This window comes from Faecalibacillus sp., assembly GCF_047023275.1.
GTDB lineage: Bacteria > Bacillota_I > Bacilli_A > Erysipelotrichales > Coprobacillaceae > Faecalibacillus.
In genome coordinates this window covers 20,726-43,789 of record NZ_JBKYAR010000022.1, presented here as the reverse complement: position 1 = coordinate 43,789, position 23,064 = coordinate 20,726, and the positions used below count along the sequence as shown (strand labels likewise).

General features: G+C 30.9%; 17 protein-coding genes. 11 read left to right on the top strand and 6 right to left on the bottom strand.

The window, feature by feature from the left end:
- Window positions 1-163: 163 nt before the first annotated feature.
- Window positions 164-3,109, top strand: coding sequence for a glycoside hydrolase family 2 TIM barrel-domain containing protein (locus ACLVEP_RS08805; protein ID WP_412584282.1), 2,946 nt, complete (start codon window positions 164-166; stop codon window positions 3,107-3,109).
- Window positions 3,109-3,696 (top strand): histidine phosphatase family protein, encoded by a 588-nt coding sequence (locus tag ACLVEP_RS08800; protein ID WP_412584280.1) that lies wholly within the window; start codon window positions 3,109-3,111, stop codon window positions 3,694-3,696. Before ACLVEP_RS08805 ends, ACLVEP_RS08800 begins: the two co-directional genes overlap by 1 nt.
- Before the next feature lie 35 nt (window positions 3,697-3,731).
- Here the strand turns inward: ACLVEP_RS08800 and ACLVEP_RS08795 are convergent, their stop codons facing one another.
- The 3 genes from ACLVEP_RS08795 to ACLVEP_RS08785 all read right to left on the bottom strand — a co-directional run bounded on the left by ACLVEP_RS08795 (window position 3,732) and on the right by ACLVEP_RS08785 (window position 6,004).
- The gene (locus tag ACLVEP_RS08795) at window positions 3,732-4,517 is read right to left on the bottom strand and encodes a hypothetical protein (RefSeq protein ID WP_320096973.1); all 786 of its coding nucleotides are present in this window, start codon (window positions 4,515-4,517) and stop codon (window positions 3,732-3,734) included.
- A gap of 60 nt (window positions 4,518-4,577) precedes the next feature.
- On the bottom strand, window positions 4,578-5,156 hold the full coding sequence (locus ACLVEP_RS08790) for an RDD family protein (RefSeq protein WP_412584277.1): 579 nt from the start codon (window positions 5,154-5,156) through the stop codon (window positions 4,578-4,580).
- A gap of 128 nt (window positions 5,157-5,284) precedes the next feature.
- Window positions 5,285-6,004: a 6-phosphogluconolactonase gene (locus ACLVEP_RS08785; RefSeq protein WP_032091554.1), complete on the bottom strand. Its 720-nt coding sequence runs from the start codon at window positions 6,002-6,004 to the stop codon at window positions 5,285-5,287.
- A gap of 237 nt (window positions 6,005-6,241) precedes the next feature.
- Between ACLVEP_RS08785 and ACLVEP_RS08780 the strand changes: the two genes are divergently transcribed.
- The 4 genes from ACLVEP_RS08780 to ACLVEP_RS08765 all read left to right on the top strand — a co-directional run bounded on the left by ACLVEP_RS08780 (window position 6,242) and on the right by ACLVEP_RS08765 (window position 11,967).
- Window positions 6,242-7,612 carry a PTS sugar transporter subunit IIC gene (locus tag ACLVEP_RS08780; RefSeq protein ID WP_412584275.1) on the top strand — a complete coding sequence of 457 codons (1,371 nt, stop codon included), beginning with the start codon at window positions 6,242-6,244 and terminating at the stop codon, window positions 7,610-7,612.
- A 152-nt stretch (window positions 7,613-7,764) separates the two neighbouring features.
- Entirely contained in the window at window positions 7,765-8,373 is a 609-nt protein-coding gene (locus ACLVEP_RS08775; RefSeq protein ID WP_412584273.1) for a TetR/AcrR family transcriptional regulator, read from the top strand.
- A 64-nt stretch (window positions 8,374-8,437) separates the two neighbouring features.
- Window positions 8,438-10,234 carry an ABC transporter ATP-binding protein gene (locus ACLVEP_RS08770; RefSeq protein ID WP_412584270.1) on the top strand — a complete coding sequence of 599 codons (1,797 nt, stop codon included), beginning with the start codon at window positions 8,438-8,440 and terminating at the stop codon, window positions 10,232-10,234.
- Window positions 10,234-11,967: an ABC transporter ATP-binding protein gene (locus ACLVEP_RS08765; RefSeq protein ID WP_412584268.1), complete on the top strand. Its 1,734-nt coding sequence runs from the start codon at window positions 10,234-10,236 to the stop codon at window positions 11,965-11,967. The genes ACLVEP_RS08770 and ACLVEP_RS08765 overlap by 1 nt, the downstream gene beginning before the upstream one ends.
- Window positions 11,968-12,133: 166 nt before the next feature.
- Here the strand turns inward: ACLVEP_RS08765 and ACLVEP_RS08760 are convergent, their stop codons facing one another.
- Window positions 12,134-13,723: an IS1182 family transposase gene (locus ACLVEP_RS08760; protein WP_412582448.1), complete on the bottom strand. Its 1,590-nt coding sequence runs from the start codon at window positions 13,721-13,723 to the stop codon at window positions 12,134-12,136.
- 190 nt (window positions 13,724-13,913) lie between these two features.
- On the opposite strand from ACLVEP_RS08760, the gene ACLVEP_RS08755 reads away from it, so the two are divergent.
- On the top strand, window positions 13,914-15,155 hold the full coding sequence (locus tag ACLVEP_RS08755; protein ID WP_412584267.1) for an ammonium transporter: 1,242 nt from the start codon (window positions 13,914-13,916) through the stop codon (window positions 15,153-15,155).
- Between the two features lie 12 nt (window positions 15,156-15,167).
- Complete coding sequence (locus tag ACLVEP_RS08750) at window positions 15,168-15,512, top strand: P-II family nitrogen regulator (RefSeq protein WP_318000830.1); 345 nt, start codon at window positions 15,168-15,170, stop codon at window positions 15,510-15,512.
- A 29-nt stretch (window positions 15,513-15,541) separates the two neighbouring features.
- Here the strand turns inward: ACLVEP_RS08750 and ACLVEP_RS08745 are convergent, their stop codons facing one another.
- On the bottom strand, window positions 15,542-16,651 hold the full coding sequence (locus ACLVEP_RS08745; RefSeq protein ID WP_412584265.1) for an aldo/keto reductase: 1,110 nt from the start codon (window positions 16,649-16,651) through the stop codon (window positions 15,542-15,544).
- A gap of 117 nt (window positions 16,652-16,768) precedes the next feature.
- Between ACLVEP_RS08745 and ACLVEP_RS08740 the strand changes: the two genes are divergently transcribed.
- Window positions 16,769-17,659, top strand: a complete 891-nt coding sequence (locus ACLVEP_RS08740) for a LysR family transcriptional regulator (protein WP_412584264.1) — start codon at window positions 16,769-16,771, stop codon at window positions 17,657-17,659.
- 91 nt (window positions 17,660-17,750) lie between these two features.
- Window positions 17,751-19,691, top strand: coding sequence for an oleate hydratase (locus ACLVEP_RS08735; protein WP_412584262.1), 1,941 nt, complete (start codon window positions 17,751-17,753; stop codon window positions 19,689-19,691).
- A 25-nt stretch (window positions 19,692-19,716) separates the two neighbouring features.
- Here the strand turns inward: ACLVEP_RS08735 and ACLVEP_RS08730 are convergent, their stop codons facing one another.
- The gene (locus tag ACLVEP_RS08730) at window positions 19,717-20,235 is read right to left on the bottom strand and encodes a TetR/AcrR family transcriptional regulator (protein WP_412584260.1); all 519 of its coding nucleotides are present in this window, start codon (window positions 20,233-20,235) and stop codon (window positions 19,717-19,719) included.
- 103 nt (window positions 20,236-20,338) lie between these two features.
- On the opposite strand from ACLVEP_RS08730, the gene ACLVEP_RS08725 reads away from it, so the two are divergent.
- Entirely contained in the window at window positions 20,339-23,062 is a 2,724-nt protein-coding gene (locus ACLVEP_RS08725; protein WP_412584257.1) for an FAD-dependent oxidoreductase, read from the top strand.
- The last annotated feature ends 2 nt before the right edge of the window (window positions 23,063-23,064 follow it).

Genomic DNA, 23,064 nt, shown 5'->3' with positions numbered 1-23,064 from the left:
ATACTATGCACATGTGTCAGATGGTTAATTAAGTAATTTTATAATAAAAAAATATAAAAATATAATAAAAAAATAATATTTATACTTTTTTACCCTATATTATACTTTGTTCCATTTCTATTTTTTTAAGGTTCATTTATGATAGGTTTAGGAGGAAAGAAGAATGGAAATGAAAAATGAATGGGTCAAAGATCCTAAGATTTTTAATATCAATCGTTTAAGTGCAACAGCATCGATTCATAGATATGCAAGCACCAAAGAATTACACAAAAAACAAAGCAGTTTCAATTATTCATTAAATGTTAACTGGAAGTTTCATTATGCGACAGGATTTAATCAATTAATACCGGAATTTTCTGATAAAGATTATTGTGTAGATAATTGGGATGAAATCAAAGTACCAGGACATATTCAATTACAAGGTTATGGAAAACCAATGTATGTCAATCAAATCTATCCTTGGTCAGGGACACAACAAATCATTCCTGGAGAAATTCCTGATAAAAATCCAATTGGAAGTTATGTTACTTATTTTGATAGCTCAGTAATCAAAGATAATGTTGATACTTATATTACTTTCCATGGTGTTGAATCTGCCATGGCTTTATGGGTCAATGGAACATTTGTTGGCTACAGTGAAGATAGTTTTACACCTTCAAGTTTTAATATTACTGATTTGATTGTTAATGGAGAAAATAAGATTGCTGTCAATGTTTATCGTTTCAGCAGTGGAAGTTGGTTAGAAGATCAAGATTTCTGGCGTTTTTCAGGTATCTTTAGAGATGTCGAATTACAAATGGTTCCACATGTTCATTTAAAAGATATCAAAATTTTGACACATTTAAATGAAAAGTATGATCATGCTACTGTTGAAGTAACGCCAATGATTGTAAAAAAAGATACTAAATTTAAGGCAGTCTATACTTTAAAATATAAAGGTGAAGTCATTGGACAAGAAGAAAGAAATGATTGTTTCAGTCCAATTAGTTTTGAATTAGATAATCCTCATTTATGGTCAGCAGAAAAACCAAATCTTTATCAATTGTATGTAGAAATCATGGATGAAAATGGTTTGATTGAATGCAGTCAACATAATGTAGGTGTCAGAGAATTTAAACTTATTGATGGTATCATGTGTATCAATGGAAAGAGAATTGTTTTCCACGGTGTCAACCGTCATGAATTTTCAGCCAAGACAGGAAGAACAGTTTCCTATGAAGATACTAAAAAAGATATCTTGAATATGAAAGCCAATAATATCAATGCATTGCGTACGTGTCATTATCCAAATCAAACATTTGTTTATGATTTATGCGATGAATATGGTCTTTATGTGATTGATGAAGTCAATCTTGAAACACATGGAACTTGGAGTGAACTTTTTGATAAAGCGCATATCTTACCTGATGATAAACCTGAATGGTTAGATATTATCTTAGACCGTGCTAATTCTATGTATGAAAGAGATAAAAACCATCCTTCGATTATTATCTGGTCTTTAGGAAATGAATCTTATGGTGGTAAAAATCTTTATGAAATGTCTAAGTTTATCAAACAAAAAGATACTTCTCGTTTGATTCATTATGAAGGACTTTCACATGATCGTCGTTACAATGAAACAAGTGATATTGAAAGTCAAATGTACACTTTTGCAGTTGATGTTGAAAAATATTTAAAAGAGCATCAAGATAAACCATTTATCCTATGCGAATATGCGCATTCTATGGGAAACAGTAATGGAGCATTATTCAAATATATTGATTTAGAAAAGAAATATCCATTGTATCAAGGTGGATTCATCTGGGATTACATCGATCAAGCATTATATCATGATGGTAAGTTATGTTATGGTGGTGATTTTGGTGAAAGACCAAGTGATTATGATTTTTGTGGAAATGGTATTGTTTTTGCAGACCGTACAAATACACCAAAGATGCAAGAAGTCAAATACTGTTATCAATATATAGATTTTAAAATTAATGAAAATGATATTCATATCAGCAATAATTATTTATTTACTGATTTAAATGAATATCAATTACAAATGGATTTGTTATGTAATGGAAACGTTGTTCAAAGTAAAACAATGACAGTAGATTGTCAACCATTGTCATCAATTATTGTTGAAAATCCATTTAAAGTAAATGATCAAGACCAAGAATGTGCAGTAACAGTTTATTTGAAAAAGAACCATGAAATCTATGCTAAGCAACAATATATCTATGAAGTTAAAAATAAAACACATAACATTCATACAACAAAACACGTAGATATCGTTGAAGACTACTTAAATGTAGGTGTTGTTGGAAAAGATTTTAATGTGATTTTCTCAAAACAAAAAGGTTTGGTATCTTATAAATACCATCAACAAGAATACATCAGAGTACCAGTCAGACCCAATTTCTTTAGAGCATCTACAAACAATGATGTTGAAAACAAATATGGTTATCGCTATGGCAAATGGTTAACTGCAAGTCTATATGCAAAATGTGAGTTTGTTGGTGTTTCAAAAGGTGACTGTTCTTGCAAGATTGAATATGCTTATGATTTGCCAAATCTACAAGATGAAAAAGTTCATTTAGTTTATGAAGTCTATGGTGATGGTGAAATCATTGTTGATATGTCTTATCAACCGGTTGTTTCTGAAATTGAAATGCCTGTATTTGGACTTATCTTCCAATTATATAAAGATATGGAAGAAGTAAATTATTATGGATTTGGTCCAGAAGAAAATTACATTGATCGAAACAAAGGAGCACTTCTTGGAAAATATACTTATCAAGTAACAGATAATTTGACATCTTATCTTTATCCACAAGAATGTGGTAATAGAACACACGTAAGAGAATTGTCGGTTGCAGGTGATAATACAAAATTAAAAATCAAAGGTGAAGATTTTGAATTCACAGCTTTACACTATACACCTTATGAATTAGAAAATGCACGACACAAAGATGAACTTCCAAATGTTTATCAAACCGTTTTATGTATCAATGAAAAACAAATGGGTGTTGCCGGTGATAATACATGGGGTGCTAAGACACATGATGAATTCTTATTAGATAAAGAAAAACATCATTTACGTTTTAGTTTTAAAGGTAAGTTATAATGAGATTTATATTTGTAAGACACGGAAAGACACATTTCAATGAAATCAATCTGACACAGGGTTGGTGTGATTCTCCTTTGTCAAAAGTAGGAATCAGACAAGTTGAAAGTATTACAAAGCAGTTAGAACAATACCAAATAGATAAGGCCTACACATCTCCATTAGGGAGAGCAGTACAAACGGCTAATATTATTCTAAGTAAAAAAGAAGTTGAACCAACTTATGAAGAACGTTTTAAAGAAGTTAATTTTGGAATACTTGAAGGAATATCTACTGAGCTTGTAAGAAAACTCAATATTGAATCACCAAACTGGTTAGAAGACATGGATATGGATTATAGATCTTATGAAGGAGAAGATATTCATGATGTTATTTTAAAACATCATGAAGCTCTTCAAGAAATTATTGATGTTTGTCATGATAATGAAACTATTTTAATTGTAGGACATGGATGTTCATTATATGGATTTATCAAATCATTATTACCTCAACAACCTTTTAAATTTCCTAATAATGCTACGGCGATGATTGTTGATTATGAAGATGGGAATTTCTTTCTTGAAAAAGTTTTAAATCCTACGATATAAAAATAAACAGGTTCACTGATGTGTAGTGAACCTGTTTATTTATTTAATAAAAGTTGAGAATATTTAATACAAATTAAATCAGAAATAAGTTGTAAAGGATAAGGATGACTTGCATAACCGCCTTTACTATTATAACGAATGTAAAAATCGATAAATGGATATTCTATTGACTGATCAGAAGTAATCATACATATTTTTGGTTTTCGTTTATTACTTTTAAATGGTTTAGCTCTTGGAAAAATACGATCAAAATAGGTTCCTGATTCTGAAAAAATAATAATAAGATTATTTTCATCAGCATCAGCGATATAGTCAGCTTGATCTTTGGTATTAAAACAAGAAAAGATGAGTTTTCCACTTGTTTGTAGATCAAACTGCAAATTACAGGCAATACTTTCAGATTGCATATAGCCAAAAGCAGCCACTTTTTGATAAGAACGAATTTCTTGAACAAGTGTATCTATTTGTTTTTCAATATTGTTTTCTAAAAAGTAATTTAAATTAGAAATAACATTTTTAACATAAGAATTAAACATTGAAGAATCACTTTCTTCATAGTCAAATTTTCTTTTTAAATTAGCTGATTCAACAGAAAACTTTGCAATTTGATTTTTTAATTCACTAAAATTTTTTAATCCAATATCACGACAAAAACGAGAAATACTCGAATTAGACACGTAACAAGCTTGCGCTAAGTCAGTTAAGGAGTAATCTTCCAAATCACGCATGTTTTCTATCATAAATTTAGCTATTTTATAATTATTTGAACCTTTCGCTTCATCATTAAGTGTTGATAAAAGTATAATAATTAAATTAAACATGGCGAATCTCCTTTGTGTATATTCGACAGCATTATACCATATCAAATAATGAGAAACAATTTATTGTTTTATTACAACAGTTCTAGCTATTTTATCATGGAATGATTGTGTATTTGGTTGAAAGTATGCATAAATAATAGAACCAATAGTTAAAGCATAAGCAACATATTTTAAAGGGTCAACAATCATTGAAAGTTTAAATAATGGAAGCATTTTTCTAAGATAAGTTGGGATGATAATCATTCCTCCTTCAAGTAATGATGCTCCAAGAAGTTCTCTTAACATCATATCTTTTAAATTGATTGATTCATTATTTTCTTTAACGATTTTGATCTTACATATCTTTTTACCAAGTGTTTGTCCTTTAAAAAAATATGTTGGAATAAATATATAGTAAATAATTCCAATCAAAATGCCATAAAGGCCTAAAGCAAGACCTATAGAAAAATCATAGTGTGTCAAATCAAACATATAAGGTTTCAAGTAGTCATTTCCTCTTAAATAAAATGTAATAGGGATAACGGCCAACATGTTGGTAAGATACCAATCGATAATCATAGCTACAAATCTTCTAACACGTGTTTCGATAATATCCATATTGTTTCTGTTTTTATTATTTTTTATTTTATTTTTTTTCATAAGTAGTCCTCCAAGTTAGAAAAATTATAACAAATGAACAGCTTATTTACTTTTGGTTTTCCAAAAGGTAGAAATCATTTCCAAATATTGGAAATAAAAAAAGAAAGCCGAAGCTTTCTATAAAGATTTTATAATCTTTTGTAATCATCCATATTTAATAAAGATGCTGCATCTTTATCACAAATAACAGTGAAGTTAGGATGTAGTTTTAAAACAGTTGCTGGTAATTCATCTGAAATAGGTGAATCTAACACTTGTTTTAAAATTTGAGCTTTTTCTTTACCAGTAACAATCATTACAAGATGTTTAACTCTCATTAAACTTTTTGGTCCCATTGATAAAGTGATAGGTAAATGGTCTCTTGCTGGATATGTTGGGTTAGCAGCATTTTTTGTTTTACGATCCATTGGATAAGTATAACTATCCATAGGAGTACATCTTGGGCAGTTGCTACAGAAATGTCCATCCCAACCAAGACCAATTAACATAACATCAATACCACCAGCATCTCTGATTTCTTGATCATAAGTTTCCCAATTTTCCATTGTTGTTGTATGGATTCTTTCATCAGGAATATTTGCATCTTTAAAGAATAGTTCTTGCATTTCTTCCCAGTTTGGACCATGTGGTTTATCTTGGTAAGGTGCTTCATCAAAAAGATAATATTGAATATCTTTAAATTTTTCTTGATCTTTAACATAAGGAACCATCATCTTATAAAGATTGATAGGAGAGCGTCCAGCAGTTAAAGAGATGTTGACTCTTTTATCTTGCATCATCGCTCCAAGTAAAATGTGCATTGCACTTTCGCTCATTTTTTGTTCATTTTCTTCAATGATTAACTTCATAATATATCCTCCTATTTTATAAGAAGATATAACTCACACACAATTTCATTATAAAAAATAAAAAGGGAGTGTCAATATAAAAAAATAACTGCAAATAAAAAAAATAAAACAATTTATTTCCACAATTTGGAAAAGTTTTTAAGCAATTGGAAATGTATTTTTTATTGTGGAAATGAAAAGAATTTCGATGGATTTTGATTATATAATAACATCGTAGCAAGAAGGGAGGGAACTTTCATGAATTTCATGGAAAAATTTAATGAACTTGCAAATCGTACACTTGTACCAGTCGCAAACAAATTAGGGAATCAAAGACATTTAGCGGCTATTCGTGATGGAATGGTTGTTGCAATTCCGTTATCTATTTTAGGAGGGGTATGTTTAATTATTTCAACACCACCTTTTAAACCAGAAACACTTCCAAATTGGGGTTTTATTACTGATATGTTAAATGGTTGGTATAATTGGGCACAAGCCAATAAAGCAATGTTGCAATTGCCTTATAATATGACAATGGCATTAATGGGATTATTTATTGCATTTGCGATTGCTTATCATTTAGCAGGAGAATACGAAATGCCTAAATTAAATTCAGCAATCGTATCAACTGCAGTATTTTTAATTGTATCAGCACCAACAACTTCAGCAGTAGCATCAAATCTAATTGTTGATGGAAAAAGTGCAACAGATTTATTATCTTTAGCTGGTAATTACATACCAACGACCTATTTGGATGCTAAAGGTATCTTTACAGCAATATTGGTTTCTATAGGTTGTGTGGAAATTATGCATTTTATGTTTAAAAAAGATATTCGTATTAAAATGCCAGAAGGTGTTCCACCAGCAATCAGTTCTTCATTTGATGCAATTTTACCATTATTTATTTGTGTAATCATTTTCTATGGTCTTTCATTATTTGTTCAAAATATTAGTGGACAACTTTTACCAAGTATGATTATGACAGTATTAGCACCTGCAATTTCAGGGCTTGATTCATTAGTTGGTATTTGTTTAATTACAATGATTGCTCAAACATTCTGGTTCTTTGGATTACATGGAGCAAGTATTACTCAACCAATCCGTTTACCATTTATGCAAATGTATTTGATTGCTAATATTACAGCATTCTCTGCTGGACAACCAATCGTACATTATTTTACTCAACCATTCTGGTCATATGTTATTACACTTGGTGGTGGAGGAGCTACAATGGGACTTTGTATCTTATTGTTAAGATCTAAATCAGCAGAATTAAAGACATTAGGAAAGTTATCAATTGGACCAGCAATCTTTAATATCAATGAACCAATTATCTTTGGTTTACCAATGGTTTTAAATCCATTAATGATGATTCCATTTATTTTTGTACCAGTAATCAATTCAATTATTGCTTATGGATTAATGGCATTCCATATTGTAGGAAAAGGAATTATTGAAACACCTTGGACAACACCAGCACCACTTGGAGCTGCTCTTGGATGTATGGATTTTAAAGCTGCTATTATGGTTATTGGTTTAATTATCTTAGATATGGTTTTATATTATCCATTCTTTAAATTATTAGAAAAACAAAAATTAGAAGAAGAAAATTCAGTACAAACAAATTAAAAAAAAGAAGATTAACTCACACATCAATCTTTTAAAAATTGAATAACTTAAGTATGCTCTAATGAGACCCCAAAATCATTAGAGCATTTTTTATTGATTTTTATTAAATAACAGTGTTATAATAACAGTGTTATTTAATGATGGAGGTAATCATGAGGCAAGAAACAGTGGGAGTTACAGAAAATCTATTAAAAAGTGCAACAGAAGAATTTTTAGAAAAAGGTTTTACAAATGCAAGTTTAAGAAATATATCTGCTAAAAGTGGCGTTAGTACTAATTCAATTTATACGCGCTTCAAAGATAAAGAAGGTTTATTTTCTGCAATTGTTAAAGAAACAGCCGATGGATTGATGGATATTTATTTAGAAAGTATTCAAAAAGCAACCTATAGTCCTAATCTCAATCAAGCTAATCATGAAGGTGAAGAAGGAACGGATTTTGTTTTAGACTATATTTATCAACATTTTACAGATTTTAAGTTGATTTTTTGTTGTTCTACAGGTTCTAAATATGAACATTTTTTAGATCAATTAGGAGAAATTGAAGAATCCTATTATCAAGAACTTGTTGAAAAATATGGGAAAGCGGAATTTACAGTTGATCGATTCTTTATTCATGTTTTTTGTCGAGCAGGATGGCAAACGATGTATGAACTTGTTGCACATGATCGTTCTTATGAAGAAGCTCAATCATTTATGAATAGCACGAAGTTATTTAATGTTGCTGGCTGGAAAGCAGTTATGGGGATTGATGAAAAATAGACAGGGAGACCTGTCTAAAGTTAACATCAAAGGTTAGCAAAAACTAACTAATAGGAGGGATTTTATGAAAGAAAAGAAAGAAAAGAAAGAAAGTACATTATCGAAGTTAATGCATTTTGCAGGAAATCATAAGTATTACGTTTATGCTTCATGTATTTTAGCTGCCATTAGTGCTTTTATTGCTTTAGTTCCTTTTTATGATATGTGGCGTATCATCAAAGAGGTACTAGAAGTAAGACCTAACTTCAATGAAGCAATCCATATTAAAAGTTATGGATGGCATGCTGTTTTATTTGCTTTGCTTGCAATGGTCTTCTATATTGCAGCTTTAATGTGTTCACATAAAGCAGCCTTTAGAGTACAAGCAACAATGCGAACAAAAATGATGGAACACATTATGAAGCTACCTTTAGGCTATGTTGAAAGTCAAGGAAGTGGAAAAATCAGAAAAATTGTGATGGAATCTAGTGCGGCAACAGAAACTTTTTTAGCACATAATGTGCCAGATAAAGTTGTTTCTAAAGCAACGCCAATTGGTTTACTTATTATGATGGCAATCTTTGATTGGCGTTTAGGTTTAATGAGTCTTATTCCAGCAATTATTGCTTTTGTTTTAATGTTTACAGCAATGATGGGTCCTAAGATGGCTGAAGATATGAAACAATATCAAAATGCTTTGGAAACAATGTCATCGGAAGCTGTTGAATATGTAAGAGGTGTTCCGGTTGTTAAAACTTTTGGACAAACAATTTTTTCTTTTAAAAGATTTAAAGAAGCCATTGATGAATATGAAAAATGGACATTAGATTATACAAAAAGTATGATGAAACCAATGGTTTGTTTTACAACTTTTGCCAATGGTATTTTTGCAGCATTGATTATTGCAGCTTATTTATTTGCTGGAAATACTATTACTGATCAATTTATTTTAAATTTATTTTTCTATATTTTAATTACCTCTATTTTAACAACAACTTTAATGAAAGTTGCTTATGCAGGTGAATCACAAATGCTTGTAGAAGATGCTTTAAATCGTATGGATTCTATTATGAAGGTTCAACCTTTACCTGAAAGTAAACAAATACAAGTACCAAGTGATGCTTCTATTGATATAGAAAATATTAGTTTTACGTATCAAGATGCTACAACTAAAGCGATTGACAACTTAAGTATGCATATTAATGCAGGAGAACACATTGCTTTAGTTGGACCAAGCGGAGGTGGTAAAACAACAGTGGCTTCTCTTATTTCTCGTTTTTGGGACGTAAATGAAGGAAGTATTAAAATAGGTCATGTTAATGTCAAAGACATTGATCAAAAAGAATTAATGAATCAAGTATCCTATGTTTTCCAAGATAGTCGATTACTTAAAATGAGTATTTTAGAAAATATTCGTATGTCTAGACCAGAAGCAAGCGATGAAGAAGTTATCCAAGCTTTAAAAGATGCCCAATGTCAAGATATTATTGATAAGTTTCCTGAAGGAGTCAATACGATTATTGGTTCAAAAGGAGTTTATGTTTCAGGTGGAGAAAGTCAAAGATTATCGATTGCTAGAGCTTTTTTAAAGAATGCACCTATTCTTATTTTAGATGAAGCAACTGCTTTTGCTGATCCTGATAATGAAGTACTTGTTCAAAAAGCTTTTGAAAAACTTTCTAAAAATAAAACAGTTATTATGATTGCCCATCGTTTATCAACAATTACTGATGCTGATTGTATTTATGTTTTAAAAGATGGACATGTTGTTGAAAGCGGAAACCATGAAGCTTTATTAGAAACAAAAGGTGTTTATGAACATATGTGGCATCAATACAATCAATCTGTGAAATGGAAAGTACAAAAGGGGGATGAAGAATAATGATAGAAAAATTAAAACATAAATATGCTTTATCTTCTAAAGGAGCACAAGATATGGTAAGAGCTTTTGTAGCAGTGACACTTTCTAATCTTGTTTTAATGCTTCCTGTTGGATTACTTTATTTATTAGCATCTTATTTATTAGATCAACAATTACCTAAAGAAAAATTTACTTTCTTTATCATTGCGATTATTGTGATCTTGATTTGTATTGCTATAACGACAATCTTTCAATATCGTGCTACTTTTTTATCAACTTATATTGAAAGTGGTGTTAGACGTCGTACACTTGCGGAAAAATTAAGAAAATTACCTTTATCATATTTTGGTAAAAAAGATTTAGCAGATCTTACAAATACAATTATGTCTGACTGTGCTCTTTTAGAAACAGCTAGTTCTCATTGGATTCCTGAATTAATCGGAGCTATGATTTCAACAACAATTATTGTTATTAGTTTACTTTTCTTTGATTTTCGTATGGCACTGGCTGCTATTTGGGTCATGCCAATTGCTTTTGCAATTGTTCTTTACTCAAGAAAAGCACTACGAAAAACACATAAAAAAACAAATGAATATCGTATTAATTGTTTAGATGGTATTCAAGAAGGACTAGAAACATTAAGAGATTTAAGATCTAATAATATGTGTGATACATATATGGAATCTCTTAATAAAAAAATCAAAGCCGTTGAAAATCATGCTATCTTTGCGGAATTTACCAATGCTGCATTTGTTTGTAGTGCACAAATGATTTTAAAACTTGGAATGGGAACAGTTGCACTTGTAGGAAGTTACTTGTTAGTAAAGGGTGAAATTACAGTTTTAACATTCTTTATGTTCTTACTTGTTGTGACACGTATGTATGAACCTTTACAAATTTCTTTACAAAACTTATCTGCTATGATTAGTCTTGATACGAATTGTAAACGTATGGATGAAATCTTATCACATGAAGAACAAACAGGTGTTAATACTCTTACAAATGATGGTTATGATATTGTATTTGATCATGTGGCTTTCTCTTATAATCAAAAAGAAAAAGTGTTATCTGATGTATCATTTGTTGCAAAACAAGGAGAAGTTACAGCATTAATTGGACCAAGTGGTGGTGGTAAAACAACCATTTCTCGACTTGCTGCACGTTTTTGGGACACAAATCAAGGAAATATCACTGTTGGGGGAATGGATATTTCAAAAGTTGAACCTGAAAAATTGTTAGAACTTTATTCAATTGTTTTCCAAGATGTCACATTATTTAATAATACAGTCATGGAAAATATTCGTATTGGTAAAAAGGATGCAACTGATGAAGAAGTAATTGCTGCAGCAAAATTAGCACACTGTGATGAATTTGTTGAAAAAATGCCTGATCAATGGAATACGATGATTGGTGAAAATGGTTCAGAATTATCAGGAGGACAACGACAAAGAATTTCAATTGCAAGAGCCTTCTTGAAAGATGCACCAATTATTTTAATGGATGAAGCAACAGCTTCATTAGATGTAGATAATGAATCATTGATTCAAGAATCGATTTCTAAATTGATTGAAAATAAAACAGTTTTAATTATTGCACATCGAATGAGAACAGTAGATGGCGTTGATAAAATTGTTGTTTTAAAAGATGGTGTTGTTGCTGAACAAGGTAAACCAGAAGATCTAAAACAACAAGATGGTATTTATAAACATATGGTTGATATGCAAATGCAATCAAATGCTTGGAAATATCAATAAATTTAAAATTGAAGGGGCTGTAACGAATAAATAGTTTTTATTGTTTATTGAAGAGTTACGGCTCTTCTTTTTTTATTTTCAGTTTCTATTTAAAATGAGAATTACTTTTTTCAAAAAGCTGACGCACTTAAAAAGAACTAACCCTTTTCTTAAAAAAAATTTTATGCTAGTTGCTTTCTTCTGTGCTTACCATCTGCTTTTGTTTATGATATTTTCTTATATTATGTCCTATCGCTACCATGATGATTTCTGTTTTTACACCAGAATTTCCTCTTCGATGCATCTTGTCATACTTCTGGTTCATTTTCCAATCTCCAAATGTTCCTTCCGTTTCATTGCTTCTTTGAAACATCAGTTTTATTCCATCTGCACTTTTTACATTTTTTTGAACTTCTTTTTCATACTCTTCCAGCTGAAAGTTATGTACTATCGTTCTTCCTTCTTTTGATTTTGTACATTTTGATTTCATTGGACATCCTTTACATTTGTGACATCTAAAATGCATATTTATTTTTTCATATTCACTTCTGCTGTCCTGTGTTACTTTTTCAAGTTCAAACTCGTGACCGGCTGGACATATGAAGTTTCCTTCTTCTGTTCTTTTCATGTGCTTCTTATGAAACTTATTTTTTTCATTTGTTTTTTCCTGTGACTTATAATATCCTGAATATTTCATATACAGTTCGATATTGTTTTCTTTACAGTAACTGTAGTTGTCATAGCTTCCGTATCCTGCATCAGCCGGTGTTTTCTTTGGCAATCTCCCATAGGCACTTTTATACTTCTCCATGAATGGAATATATGTTCTAAGATCATTTCCGTCACTGCTGATATAGATATTTCTTATATATCCATCACTTACTCCTATTTGAACATTATATCCTGGCTTGAATACGTTTGTGTGATTATAATAGTCATATTTCATGTGCATGAATGTTGCATCCGGATCAGTCTTTGAAAAACTGTTTCGACTTCCTAAAAGCTCCATATGAATGGCATATTCCCATAACTTTATTGCGTGTTCCTTAAGCTCGTCATATAACCTTTGTATGTCGCTTTTTCTTTTTCCTTTTCCATGAACAAATTCGATATTATAATCTTTCATATATCGTTCAATTCCATCAGCAACAGCAAGCATGTATTCTATGCTTGGTTCCTTAAGAAGTGAATAGTTCAAGGCAATATTCTGTTCTGTAAAATATTTATTGATTTTCTTTAGACAGAGTATTACCTTTTTCCATCTTTTAGTTCGATTCCTGATTGTATTTGCACGCCAAACGAATGTGTTCTTATTGGCGTTGGCTTCATATTTGGTACCATCAATACACAAAACATCCGTATTGATAAAAATCTTTGATTCTATGTATTTATTGATTTCATAAAAGATATCCTCAATTGGCATAGTTAGATCATCATGAATAAATCTTTGAAATGCCTGATGAGATGGCTTCTGATTTTGAGCGATAAACATATATCGGATATCGGTCTTACAGAGTTTACTGAGCTTTCTGGTAGAAACATATCCACTGTCGGCCATAGCCAACATGATGAGTTTAAACATCATAACTCCGTCATAGCCATGAGCATTTCTATTAGTGAAGTCGACATACTTAGCAATATTAACCTCCTCAACGACTTCAATAACAGTTCTACAAATATCATCATGAGCAATATCTTTTTCAAAAGACAAATTAAAATTTAATAGCATATATGGTTGATATGCGTTATAATTCTCAATGTATTCTAGTGTTTTCATCGACAACTATTATACCAAAAAAACGGGCTCATGCCCGTTTTTGCGTTATAGAAACTGTTTTTTTAAATTATTTATTCGTTACAGCCCCTTTTTCTTTATATAAATATATCTTAGTAATAAAATACTTGCGTGATAATAAATAATCATTTATACTGTATAACAAATTCATGGAATATAAGGGGGAATTGACATGATTGATACAGGGGACACAGGATTCATGATGATTTGTAGTGCACTTGTACTCTTGATGACACCAGGTCTTGCATTTTTCTATGGTGGGATGGTGCGAAGAAAAAATGTTGTCAATACCATGATGACATCTATTTTTGTGATTGGTATTGCAACAGTTATGTGGATTTTATTTGGCTATTCACTTGCTTTTGGGACAGATCATTTCGGTGTTATTGGTGATTTAAGTCATTTAGGATTTGTTGGTCTTACTGGTAAAGTTGGGAAATATGCTTCAACAATACCAGATTTAGGTTTTGCAATGTTTCAAATGATGTTTGCAATCATTACACCAGCTTTAATTACAGGGGCAGTTGCTGGAAGAATGAAATTTAAAGCTTTATTTTTATTTATTATTTTTTGGTCTACGCTTGTTTATTATCCAATGGCACATATGGTGTGGGGAATTGGGGGATTTCTTGCTAAAATAGGTTCTGTTGATTTCGCTGGAGGAAATGTTGTTCATATTTCTTCAGGAGTAAGCGCACTTGTTTTGTGTTTAGTTTTAGGAAAGAGAAAGGATTATGGGAAAGCCAATTATCGTATCCATAATATTCCTTTTGTTGTTTTAGGTGCAAGTTTACTTTTATTTGGATGGTTTGGCTTTAATGCCGGAAGTGCTTTAAAAGCGGATGGTCTTGCCATTCATGCTTTTGCGACAACAGCTATTTCTGCAGCATCTGGTATGCTTTCTTGGATGCTTATGGATATTCTTATGGCTGAAAAGCCAACACTTGTAGGGTGTGTGACAGGGCTTGTTGTAGGACTTGTTGCTATTACGCCAGGAGCAGGTTTTGTACCTGTTTGGGCTTCATTGATCATTGGTTTTGTAGGAAGCCCAATTTGCTATTTTATGATTTCTAAAGTTAAACAAAAATTTGGTTATGATGATGCTTTAGATGCTTTTGGTTGTCATGGTATTGGTGGTGTTTGGGGAGGACTTGCGACAGGTTTGTTTACCCAAACTTCTATTAATTCAGTAGCTAAGTGGAATGGCTTATTCTTTGGTGATACGCACCAATTTATTGTACAAGTCATCAGTATTTTAGTAACGATTGTTGTAGCTGTTGTAGGAACACTTATTTGTATTGGACTTGTTCGTTTGTTTATACCTTTAAGAGTTGAAAAACGTGATGAACAAGTAGGTTTAGATTTATCTGAACACAATGAAACAGCTTATCCATCATTTAATGGTTTAGATTAGGAGGAATGGAAAGTGATTAAAATAGAAGCGATTGTACGTGAAGAAAAATTAGAAGATGTTAAAGAAGCACTTTCAGAAATTGAAGTTCATGGAATTACAATTTATCAGGTGATGGGCTGTGGTAAACAAAAAGGATATCTTGAAATTGTTCGAGGACAAGAAGTTGAAATTAATATGCTTCCTAAAATTAAATTTGAAATTGTTGTAAGTGATGAAAATTGGGAAAAGAAGACAATTGAAGCTATTCAAAAAGCAGCTTATACAGGACATCCTGGAGATGGTAAGATCATCAGCTATGATTTAAAAAGTGCTCTTCGTATTCGTACAGGGGAAACAGGAAAAGAAGCAATCAATTAAGAAAAATAGAGTTCAAATTGAATTGAACTCTATTTTAATTTTCTATCATAATTTGCAAATGAATGATTTGCTAAAAAATCATCAGCTTCTTTTACAAGTTGATTTAATTTTTCATCTTCTACTTCTAAACTTGAATCTTTTAATAATAAATGATTTTTAGCTTTTTCAATTGAATAATAATTAAGTTCTGCTGCAAATCCTGGATTAGGTTGAATCATACAACTATTATATGTTTCTAAAAGAGAAGCTAAAGAAATACCATGAGGTTTAATATCTTTATATTGATTAAAATCAATATCTCCTAAAGGGCCACCTTGTTTATAAGCAACTGTTAATTTTTCAATAAGTTCTTTTTCTTCGTTTGATAAAGGTTGAAAGTCTTTCATGCTTTCAATATTTTGTTTGACTTGTGTTAAATTAGACATTCCTGATAAAATAGCAAGAACACCCTCTAATTCACCACAAAAACGTAAAGCAAGAGAAGCATCTGCTGACATGTCACTGTTTTTTGGTGGGTTGGCAAGCATACCACCTTTAACAGGTTCCATAATAATTACTTGTTTTTGATGTTTTCTAATAACTTCATAACATGCTTTTGCTTGAATAAATGTACTATTCCAATCATAGTAATTTAATGCAATTTGAACAGCTTCAATTTCTGGATGTTCGCTTAAAATTAAATCAAGAACATCAGCACTATCATGGAAAGAAATAGCGATATGTTTAATTTTTCCTGCCTTTTTCCATTCTTGCATATGTTCAAACATTTTACAACTTTTAACAACACTGTTGTAATGATGAATATTCATATTGTGCAATAAGAAATAATCAAAGTATTCAACACCACAATTTTCTAATTGTTGATTAAAAATTTGGACAACTTCTTCTTCCTTTTGAATAGAAAAAACAGGAAGTTTAGAAGCCAGCATATAACGATCACGAGGATGACGTTCAACTAAACATTTTTTTATAGCGTTTTCGCTATGTCCATTATGATAAACAAAACTTGTGTCAAAATAGTTGAATCCAGCATCTAAAAAAGTATCAACCATTTGTTTTACTTGATCAAAATCAATATTTGTTGGATCTTCTGAAAGCTGAGGTAATCTCATCCAACCAAAACCTAAATTCTTTTTCATTGAAATCCTTCCTTTCTATGACTTTTCAAATTAATTATAAATTATTCTCTATTGATTAGAATAACCATCTAGGATACAATGTATTTACTAAAAGTAAATACTGAAAGGAGAAAAACCATGTATAATCCTCTTTTAAAAACCTTTGTCTATGTAGTGGAATTTGGAAGTTTTTCTAAAGCAGCACAAAAGATGTATATTACACCAGCAAGTGTCATGAAACAAATAAACGCTTTAGAAGAACATCTACAAATAAAATTAGTGAATCGTACCCATCGAGGAATTAAACTGACAATGCAAGGTGAAAAAGTTTATGAAGAAGCTAAAAAACTTATCAAGAATTCAGATAATTTTTTAAATAAAATTCAAGATAAAACATCTTCTATTATTCGTATTGGTTCTTCATTTTTAAATCCAGCAAAAGAATTTATTGACTTATGGCATAGTATACCAACCTTGGCACAACATTATAAATTACGTGTTGTTCCTTATGAAGATGATCATGATAAAATCATGGAAGTATATCAATCGTTAGGAATAAAATTTGATTTTTTAATTGGTGCCTTTAACTCAAGTCAAATTTTATCTTTTGCTTCTTGTAAACAATTAGGAACTTATGATGTTTGTGTAGCACTTCCTAGAAGTCATCCACTTGCAAAAAAGAAGCAACTAGCAATTACGGATTTATATAATGAAAAACTTTTATGTGTCAGCAGTGGAGATTGTTTAAATATTGATGATTTTAGAAAAGATACGCAAACGTTTTATCCACAAATTATTTTAGAAGATGTTGGATATTTTTATGATATGGATACATTTAATCGTTGTGAAGAAGAAGGATGTCTTTTATTAACACTAGATGCTTGGGATAATATCCATCCTTCGTTAATTACTTTACCTGTAGATTGGAATTATAAAATGCCGTATGGTTTACTTTATCAAAAAAATCCTTCAAAACAAGTAGAAGAATGTTTGAAAGAAATTGATAGTATTATACAAAATAAGAAGTGATAAAAAATATATCATTTCTTTTTTATTGTAAATTTTATCTAAAAAAGGGGAATGCTATGATTGAAGCATAGAAAGAAAGGTAGAATTGTTTATGAATCATAAAAGTTTAACGTTTGTGGCGACAACAGCAGCAGTTGTTTCATCAGCAATGCTTGTTGCTAAAAAAGGAAAGGATAATAAAAAAGATGAAAAGATAAATACGTATCGAAATACGGAATTAGGAAAATATGATAAAAATGAGAAAGGAATTTATTATACAAATGGAAATTATGAAGCTTTTGCTAGAGCTAAAAAACCAGAAGGCGTTGAAAATAAAAATGCGTATTTAATAGGAAGTGGTCTAGCAAGTTTGGCAGCAGCTTGTTTCTTGGTAAGAGACGGTCAAATGCCTGGAAAAAATATTCATATTTTAGAAGCAATGGATATTGCCGGTGGTGCCTGTGATGGTATTTTTGATCCAACAAGAGGTTATATCATGCGTGGTGGTCGAGAAATGGAAAATCATTTTGAATGTTTATGGGATTTATTTAGAAGTATTCCTTCCTTAGAAATCAAAGATGCCAGTGTATTAGATGAGTTTTATTGGCTCAATAAAGAAGATCCAAATTATTCTTTATGTCGTGCAACTATTAATAGAGGACAAGATGCTAAAACCAATGGACAATTTAATTTAAGTCAAAAAGGGTGCATAGAAATTATGAAACTCTTTATGACAAAAGATGAAGATCTTTATGATAAAACGATTGAAGATGTTTTTGATGAAGAAGTTTTTAATTCGACATTTTGGATGTATTGGCGTACTATGTTCGCCTTTGAAAATTGGCATAGTGCTTTAGAAATGAAACTTTATTTTCAACGTTTTATTCATCATATATCAGGATTACCTGATTTTAGTGCTTTGAAATTCACTCGTTATAATCAATATGAATCACTTATTTTACCAATGCAAAAGTATCTTGAAAAACATGGTGTTGATTTTCAATTTAACGTAGAGGTAACAAAGGTTTTATTTGATATTAAACCTGATAAAAAAATTGCTAAGGCTATCGAATGTAAAGTCAAAGGAAAAGAGAAAAAGATTGTACTTAGTAAAAATGATTTAGTTTTTATTACTAATGGAAGTTGTACAGAAGGGACAATTTATGGAGATCAAAATCATGCTCCTAATGGAAATGCTAAAATACGTACAAGTGGATGTTGGAATTTATGGAAAAATATTGCTAAACAAGATAAATCATTTGGAAATCCTGAAAAATTTTGTAGTGATATTCAAAAAACAAATTGGGAATCGGCAACAATTACAACATTAGACGATAAAATCATTCCTTATATTACGAATATTTGTCAAAGAGATCCTAAAACCGGACATGTTGTTACAGGTGGTATCGTCAGTTGTCAAGATTCATCATGGCTTTTAAGTTGGACCATTAATCGACAAGGTCAATTTAAACAACAAGATAAAGATAAAGTCTGCATTTGGGTCTATGGCTTATTTACCGATACGATAGGAGATTATGTTAAAAAGCCAATGAAAGATTGTACAGGTAAGGAAATTACCATGGAATGGTTGTATCATATAGGTGTTCCTGAAGAATTAATTGAGGATTATGCAACAAATAGTGCAGTTTGCATACCAACAATGATGCCTTATATTACGGCCTTCTTTATGCCAAGAAGAAAAGAAGATCGACCTGATGTCATTGTTAAAGATGCAGTTAATTTTGCTTTTTTAGGACAATTTGCACATACACCAAGAGATACTGTTTTTACTACAGAATATTCGGTAAGAACAGCGATGGAAGCTGTTTATGGTTTATTAGATATTGATCGAGGTGTCCCAGAAGTATGGGGCAGTGTTTATGATATTCGTGAACTTTTAGATAGTTCAGTAAAATTAATGGATGGAAAATCTCCATTAGAAATGAATCTAGGTATATTCAATATTTTTAAAAATCCTTTAATAAAGGCTGTTAAAGGAACGGTTATTGAAAAATTACTAAAAGATCATCAAATTTTAAAAGAAAATATGTAAAAAATATTGGTTGAACAATGCAGTTTTACCAAGTGACTTTAAAAACCTCGGGAAACATTTGATATAATATTCTACCTGCTCGTTGAGGGGATAAGTCATATTTACCAAGAATATAGTGTTGATACATGATAGAAGCACCACCACAAAAAACATCTAGTAAAAGAAGATCTTTATCTTCAAATTGGATGTTTTTTATTTTACACATATCGATCACTGTATTATAGGAATATTGATAGATAAAATCTCCTAAAGAATTGATACCGGTATAATCAAAAGCATTTTTTAAATAATGAAGCTCTTTGCTCATTTTAAATAAATTAATAAAAATATCTTCGAAGTTATGATTTTGACTACTATGCATATATTGATCCAAGATTCTTTTATAATTATCATTCATGACATCATATTTATCTTTATAATGACGATAAAAAGAGGATGTTGAAACATGGGCTTTTTGACATATTTCTAAAACTGTAATATCATCAAATGATTTTGTTTGAATAAGTTTATTAAAAGTATTAAATATTTTATTATAAGTTTTCATATTTATCACCACTTTTATTTTATTTATTATGGGATACATTTGCAATATTGTCCCACTTATTTTTTTATACAAGTGATAAAATAATAAATGGAGGAATGTGAATATGGCTAAAAAATTAACTGAAGGAGAAAAACGATGTTTAGAAGCTTATAATGCTTATAAACAAGAAAATCCAAAACCTAGAAAAAATTTGATTAAACTTGTAAAACATATGAATATGTTAAATCCTGTGGCTAATGAAAAATCATGGGAATACATCTTCTTTGATCGTCAATTAAATGATGAACAAGTAGATTTCTTACTTAAAATGAAACTAAGAACGCCTTATTATGTTAAAGATCTTACAAAATTAACAGGTAAGGATTTAGTAGAAACAGCAAAATTTGTTGATGATATTTGTCAGGTAGGTATTTTAGAATATTGTAGTGCTCCTGATGGGGAAGATATGGTTCAACTTCCAGTATTTGCTCCTGGAGCAATGGAAACAACAGTTATGACAAAAGAAAGATCCGATGCCTTTCCAGAAATGGCACCAGCTTTTTTAAATTATGTTTTAGATTTACAAAAGAAGATTTCAAGTTTTGTACCAATGGGAAATGCTTTGATGCGTGCTATTCCCGTAGAAGAAGCAATTGAACATGAAACAAGAAAAGTTAAATACGAAGAAATCTCTTATTGGCTTGATAAAGCAGGGGATAGTATTGCGGTGGCTCCTTGTGAATGTCGAAAATTAAGAGTTATGGTTGATGAAGGAACAGGAGATCTTGAAGGAGATTACTGTATTAACTTAGGGCATTATGCAGAAAGTTGTATTCGAATGGGAAAAGCAAGACGTATTACGCGTCAAGAAGCAGAAGAAATCATTAAAGTTTCTGAAAAACGTGGAGCGGTGCATCAACTTTCAAATATTGATGGTAAAGATTTTTCATTATTTATTTGTAACTGCCGTTGGGATATATGTATGGCTTTAAAAACATCTTGGTATACACAATCGCCAAATCTTTCATCTTCAAACTATGTCGCTCATGTTGATAAAGAAAAATGTGTGGCTTGTGGAGGATGTGTAGAAGTGTGTCCACAAAATGCAGTCAAGCTTGGACAAAAACTTTGTGAAAAATTACCAACAAAAATACATAATAAAGAAATTCCTAATAATCATTTAGTCTTTGGAGCTAAACATTGGCAACCTGATTTTCTTACTAATAGGGATCATGTTGTTCCTGAAACAGGAACAGCACCATGTAAGACAAATTGTCCGGCTCACATTAGTGTTCAAGGTTATTTGAAAAAAGCAGCTCAAGGAAAATATGATGAAGCACTTGCTATCATAAAAAAAGAAAATCCTTTTCCAGCAATTTGTGGACGTGTGTGTTCAAGATATTGTGAACAAGTATGTACAAGAGGGGATATTGATTCACCAGTAGCTATTGATGAAGTCAAACGTTTTATTGCCGAAAGAGAATTAAAGAAAGAAAATAGATATTTACCTGATTTCTATTATGAAAAAGGTAGTGGTGAAAAGATTGGCATTATTGGGGCAGGTCCTGCTGGATTATCTTGTGCTTATTATCTTGCAGTTTATGGACATCAAGTCACTGTTTTTGATAAAAATCCGTTACCTGGAGGAATGATGCAATATGGAATTCCTTCATTTAGACTAGAAAAGGATATTGTTCAAGCAGAAGTCGATGTCTTAAAACAAATGGGCGTAGAAATTAAATGTGGTATTCATGTAGGTAAAGATATCACGCTTGATGATTTAAGAGAAGAAGGATATAAAGGATTCTACGTGGCTATTGGTGCTCAAGGTTCTCGTAAACTTAATGTTGAAGGTGAAAATGCAAATGGAGTTTATGCAGGTGTTGATTTTCTAAAAGAACATGATAATAACTTAGGAAGAGTTGTTGTTATCGGAGGAGGTAACGTTGCTGTTGATTGTGCAAGAGTAGCTATTAGAAATGGTGAGTCCACTGTTATGGTTTCTCTTGAAAAGAGAAATGAACTTCCTGCAAGTGAAGAAGAAGTAGAAGAAGCATTACATGATGGTGTAACAACACAATGCGGTTGGGGACCAAAAGAAATTCTTACTCGTGATGGAAAAGTAACAGGTATTGTCTTAAAAAGATGCACACAAGTAAAAAATAATGTTGGTAGATTCAATCCAATCTATGATGAAGAAGATACTTTAACTCTTGAATGTGATACGATTGTTACTGCTATTGGACAAACAATTGTTTGGGATGATTTATTAAAAGGTTCAAATGTAGAAGTTCTTCCTAATGGAACAGCAAAAGCAGATAATTGGACTTATCAAACAAAACAAGAAGATATTTTTGTTGGTGGAGATACTTATACAGGACCACGTTTTGCTATTGATGCAATTGCCGCTGGTAAAGAAGGTGCTGAAAGTTTACATCGTTTTGTAAATAAAGGACATTCTTTAACTTTAGGTCGAGTAAGAAGAGATAATTTCAAATATTTAGATAAAAATAATATTGAATTTGGAGATTATGATCATAACCCAAGACAACGTGTTAAAATTGATCAAACAAAATATAAAACGGATCAAGATGAAAGAGGTGTTTTATCAGAAGAACAAATTAAAATTGAAACCTCTAGATGTCTTGGTTGTGGGGCAGCACATGTAGATCCAAATATTTGTATTGGTTGTGGATTATGTACAACAAGATGCAAATTTGATGCTATTCATTTAAGTAGAGATCATGATGCTTTTGGTGTAACCTATGAAAAACTTGTTCCAGCAGTTTTAAAAGAAGTTGGTAAAAAAACAGGAAAATCTATTATTTCTAAATTTAAGAAGGATTAATC

Excerpts from the sequence above, each read along its gene's own strand:
- ACLVEP_RS08805 (WP_412584282.1), top strand. The coding sequence starts at position 164 with ATGGAAATGAAAAATGAATGGGTCAAAGATCCTAAGATTTTTAATATC.
- ACLVEP_RS08785 (WP_032091554.1), bottom strand. The coding sequence starts at position 6,004 with ATGAAGTTAATCATTGAAGAAAATGAACAAAAAATGAGCGAAAGTGCA.
- ACLVEP_RS08765 (WP_412584268.1), top strand. The coding sequence starts at position 10,234 with ATGATAGAAAAATTAAAACATAAATATGCTTTATCTTCTAAAGGAGCA.
- ACLVEP_RS08745 (WP_412584265.1), bottom strand. The coding sequence starts at position 16,651 with ATGAAAAAGAATTTAGGTTTTGGTTGGATGAGATTACCTCAGCTTTCA.
- ACLVEP_RS08740 (WP_412584264.1), top strand. The coding sequence starts at position 16,769 with ATGTATAATCCTCTTTTAAAAACCTTTGTCTATGTAGTGGAATTTGGA.
- ACLVEP_RS08795 (WP_320096973.1), bottom strand. The coding sequence starts at position 4,517 with ATGTTTAATTTAATTATTATACTTTTATCAACACTTAATGATGAAGCG.
- ACLVEP_RS08790 (WP_412584277.1), bottom strand. The coding sequence starts at position 5,156 with ATGAAAAAAAATAAAATAAAAAATAATAAAAACAGAAACAATATGGAT.
- ACLVEP_RS08730 (WP_412584260.1), bottom strand. The coding sequence starts at position 20,235 with ATGAAAACTTATAATAAAATATTTAATACTTTTAATAAACTTATTCAA.
- ACLVEP_RS08725 (WP_412584257.1), top strand. The coding sequence starts at position 20,339 with ATGGCTAAAAAATTAACTGAAGGAGAAAAACGATGTTTAGAAGCTTAT.
- ACLVEP_RS08770 (WP_412584270.1), top strand. The coding sequence starts at position 8,438 with ATGAAAGAAAAGAAAGAAAAGAAAGAAAGTACATTATCGAAGTTAATG.
- ACLVEP_RS08760 (WP_412582448.1), bottom strand. The coding sequence starts at position 13,723 with ATGAAAACACTAGAATACATTGAGAATTATAACGCATATCAACCATAT.
- ACLVEP_RS08755 (WP_412584267.1), top strand. The coding sequence starts at position 13,914 with ATGATTGATACAGGGGACACAGGATTCATGATGATTTGTAGTGCACTT.
- ACLVEP_RS08780 (WP_412584275.1), top strand. The coding sequence starts at position 6,242 with ATGAATTTCATGGAAAAATTTAATGAACTTGCAAATCGTACACTTGTA.
- ACLVEP_RS08735 (WP_412584262.1), top strand. The coding sequence starts at position 17,751 with ATGAATCATAAAAGTTTAACGTTTGTGGCGACAACAGCAGCAGTTGTT.
- ACLVEP_RS08775 (WP_412584273.1), top strand. The coding sequence starts at position 7,765 with ATGAGGCAAGAAACAGTGGGAGTTACAGAAAATCTATTAAAAAGTGCA.
- ACLVEP_RS08800 (WP_412584280.1), top strand. The coding sequence starts at position 3,109 with ATGAGATTTATATTTGTAAGACACGGAAAGACACATTTCAATGAAATC.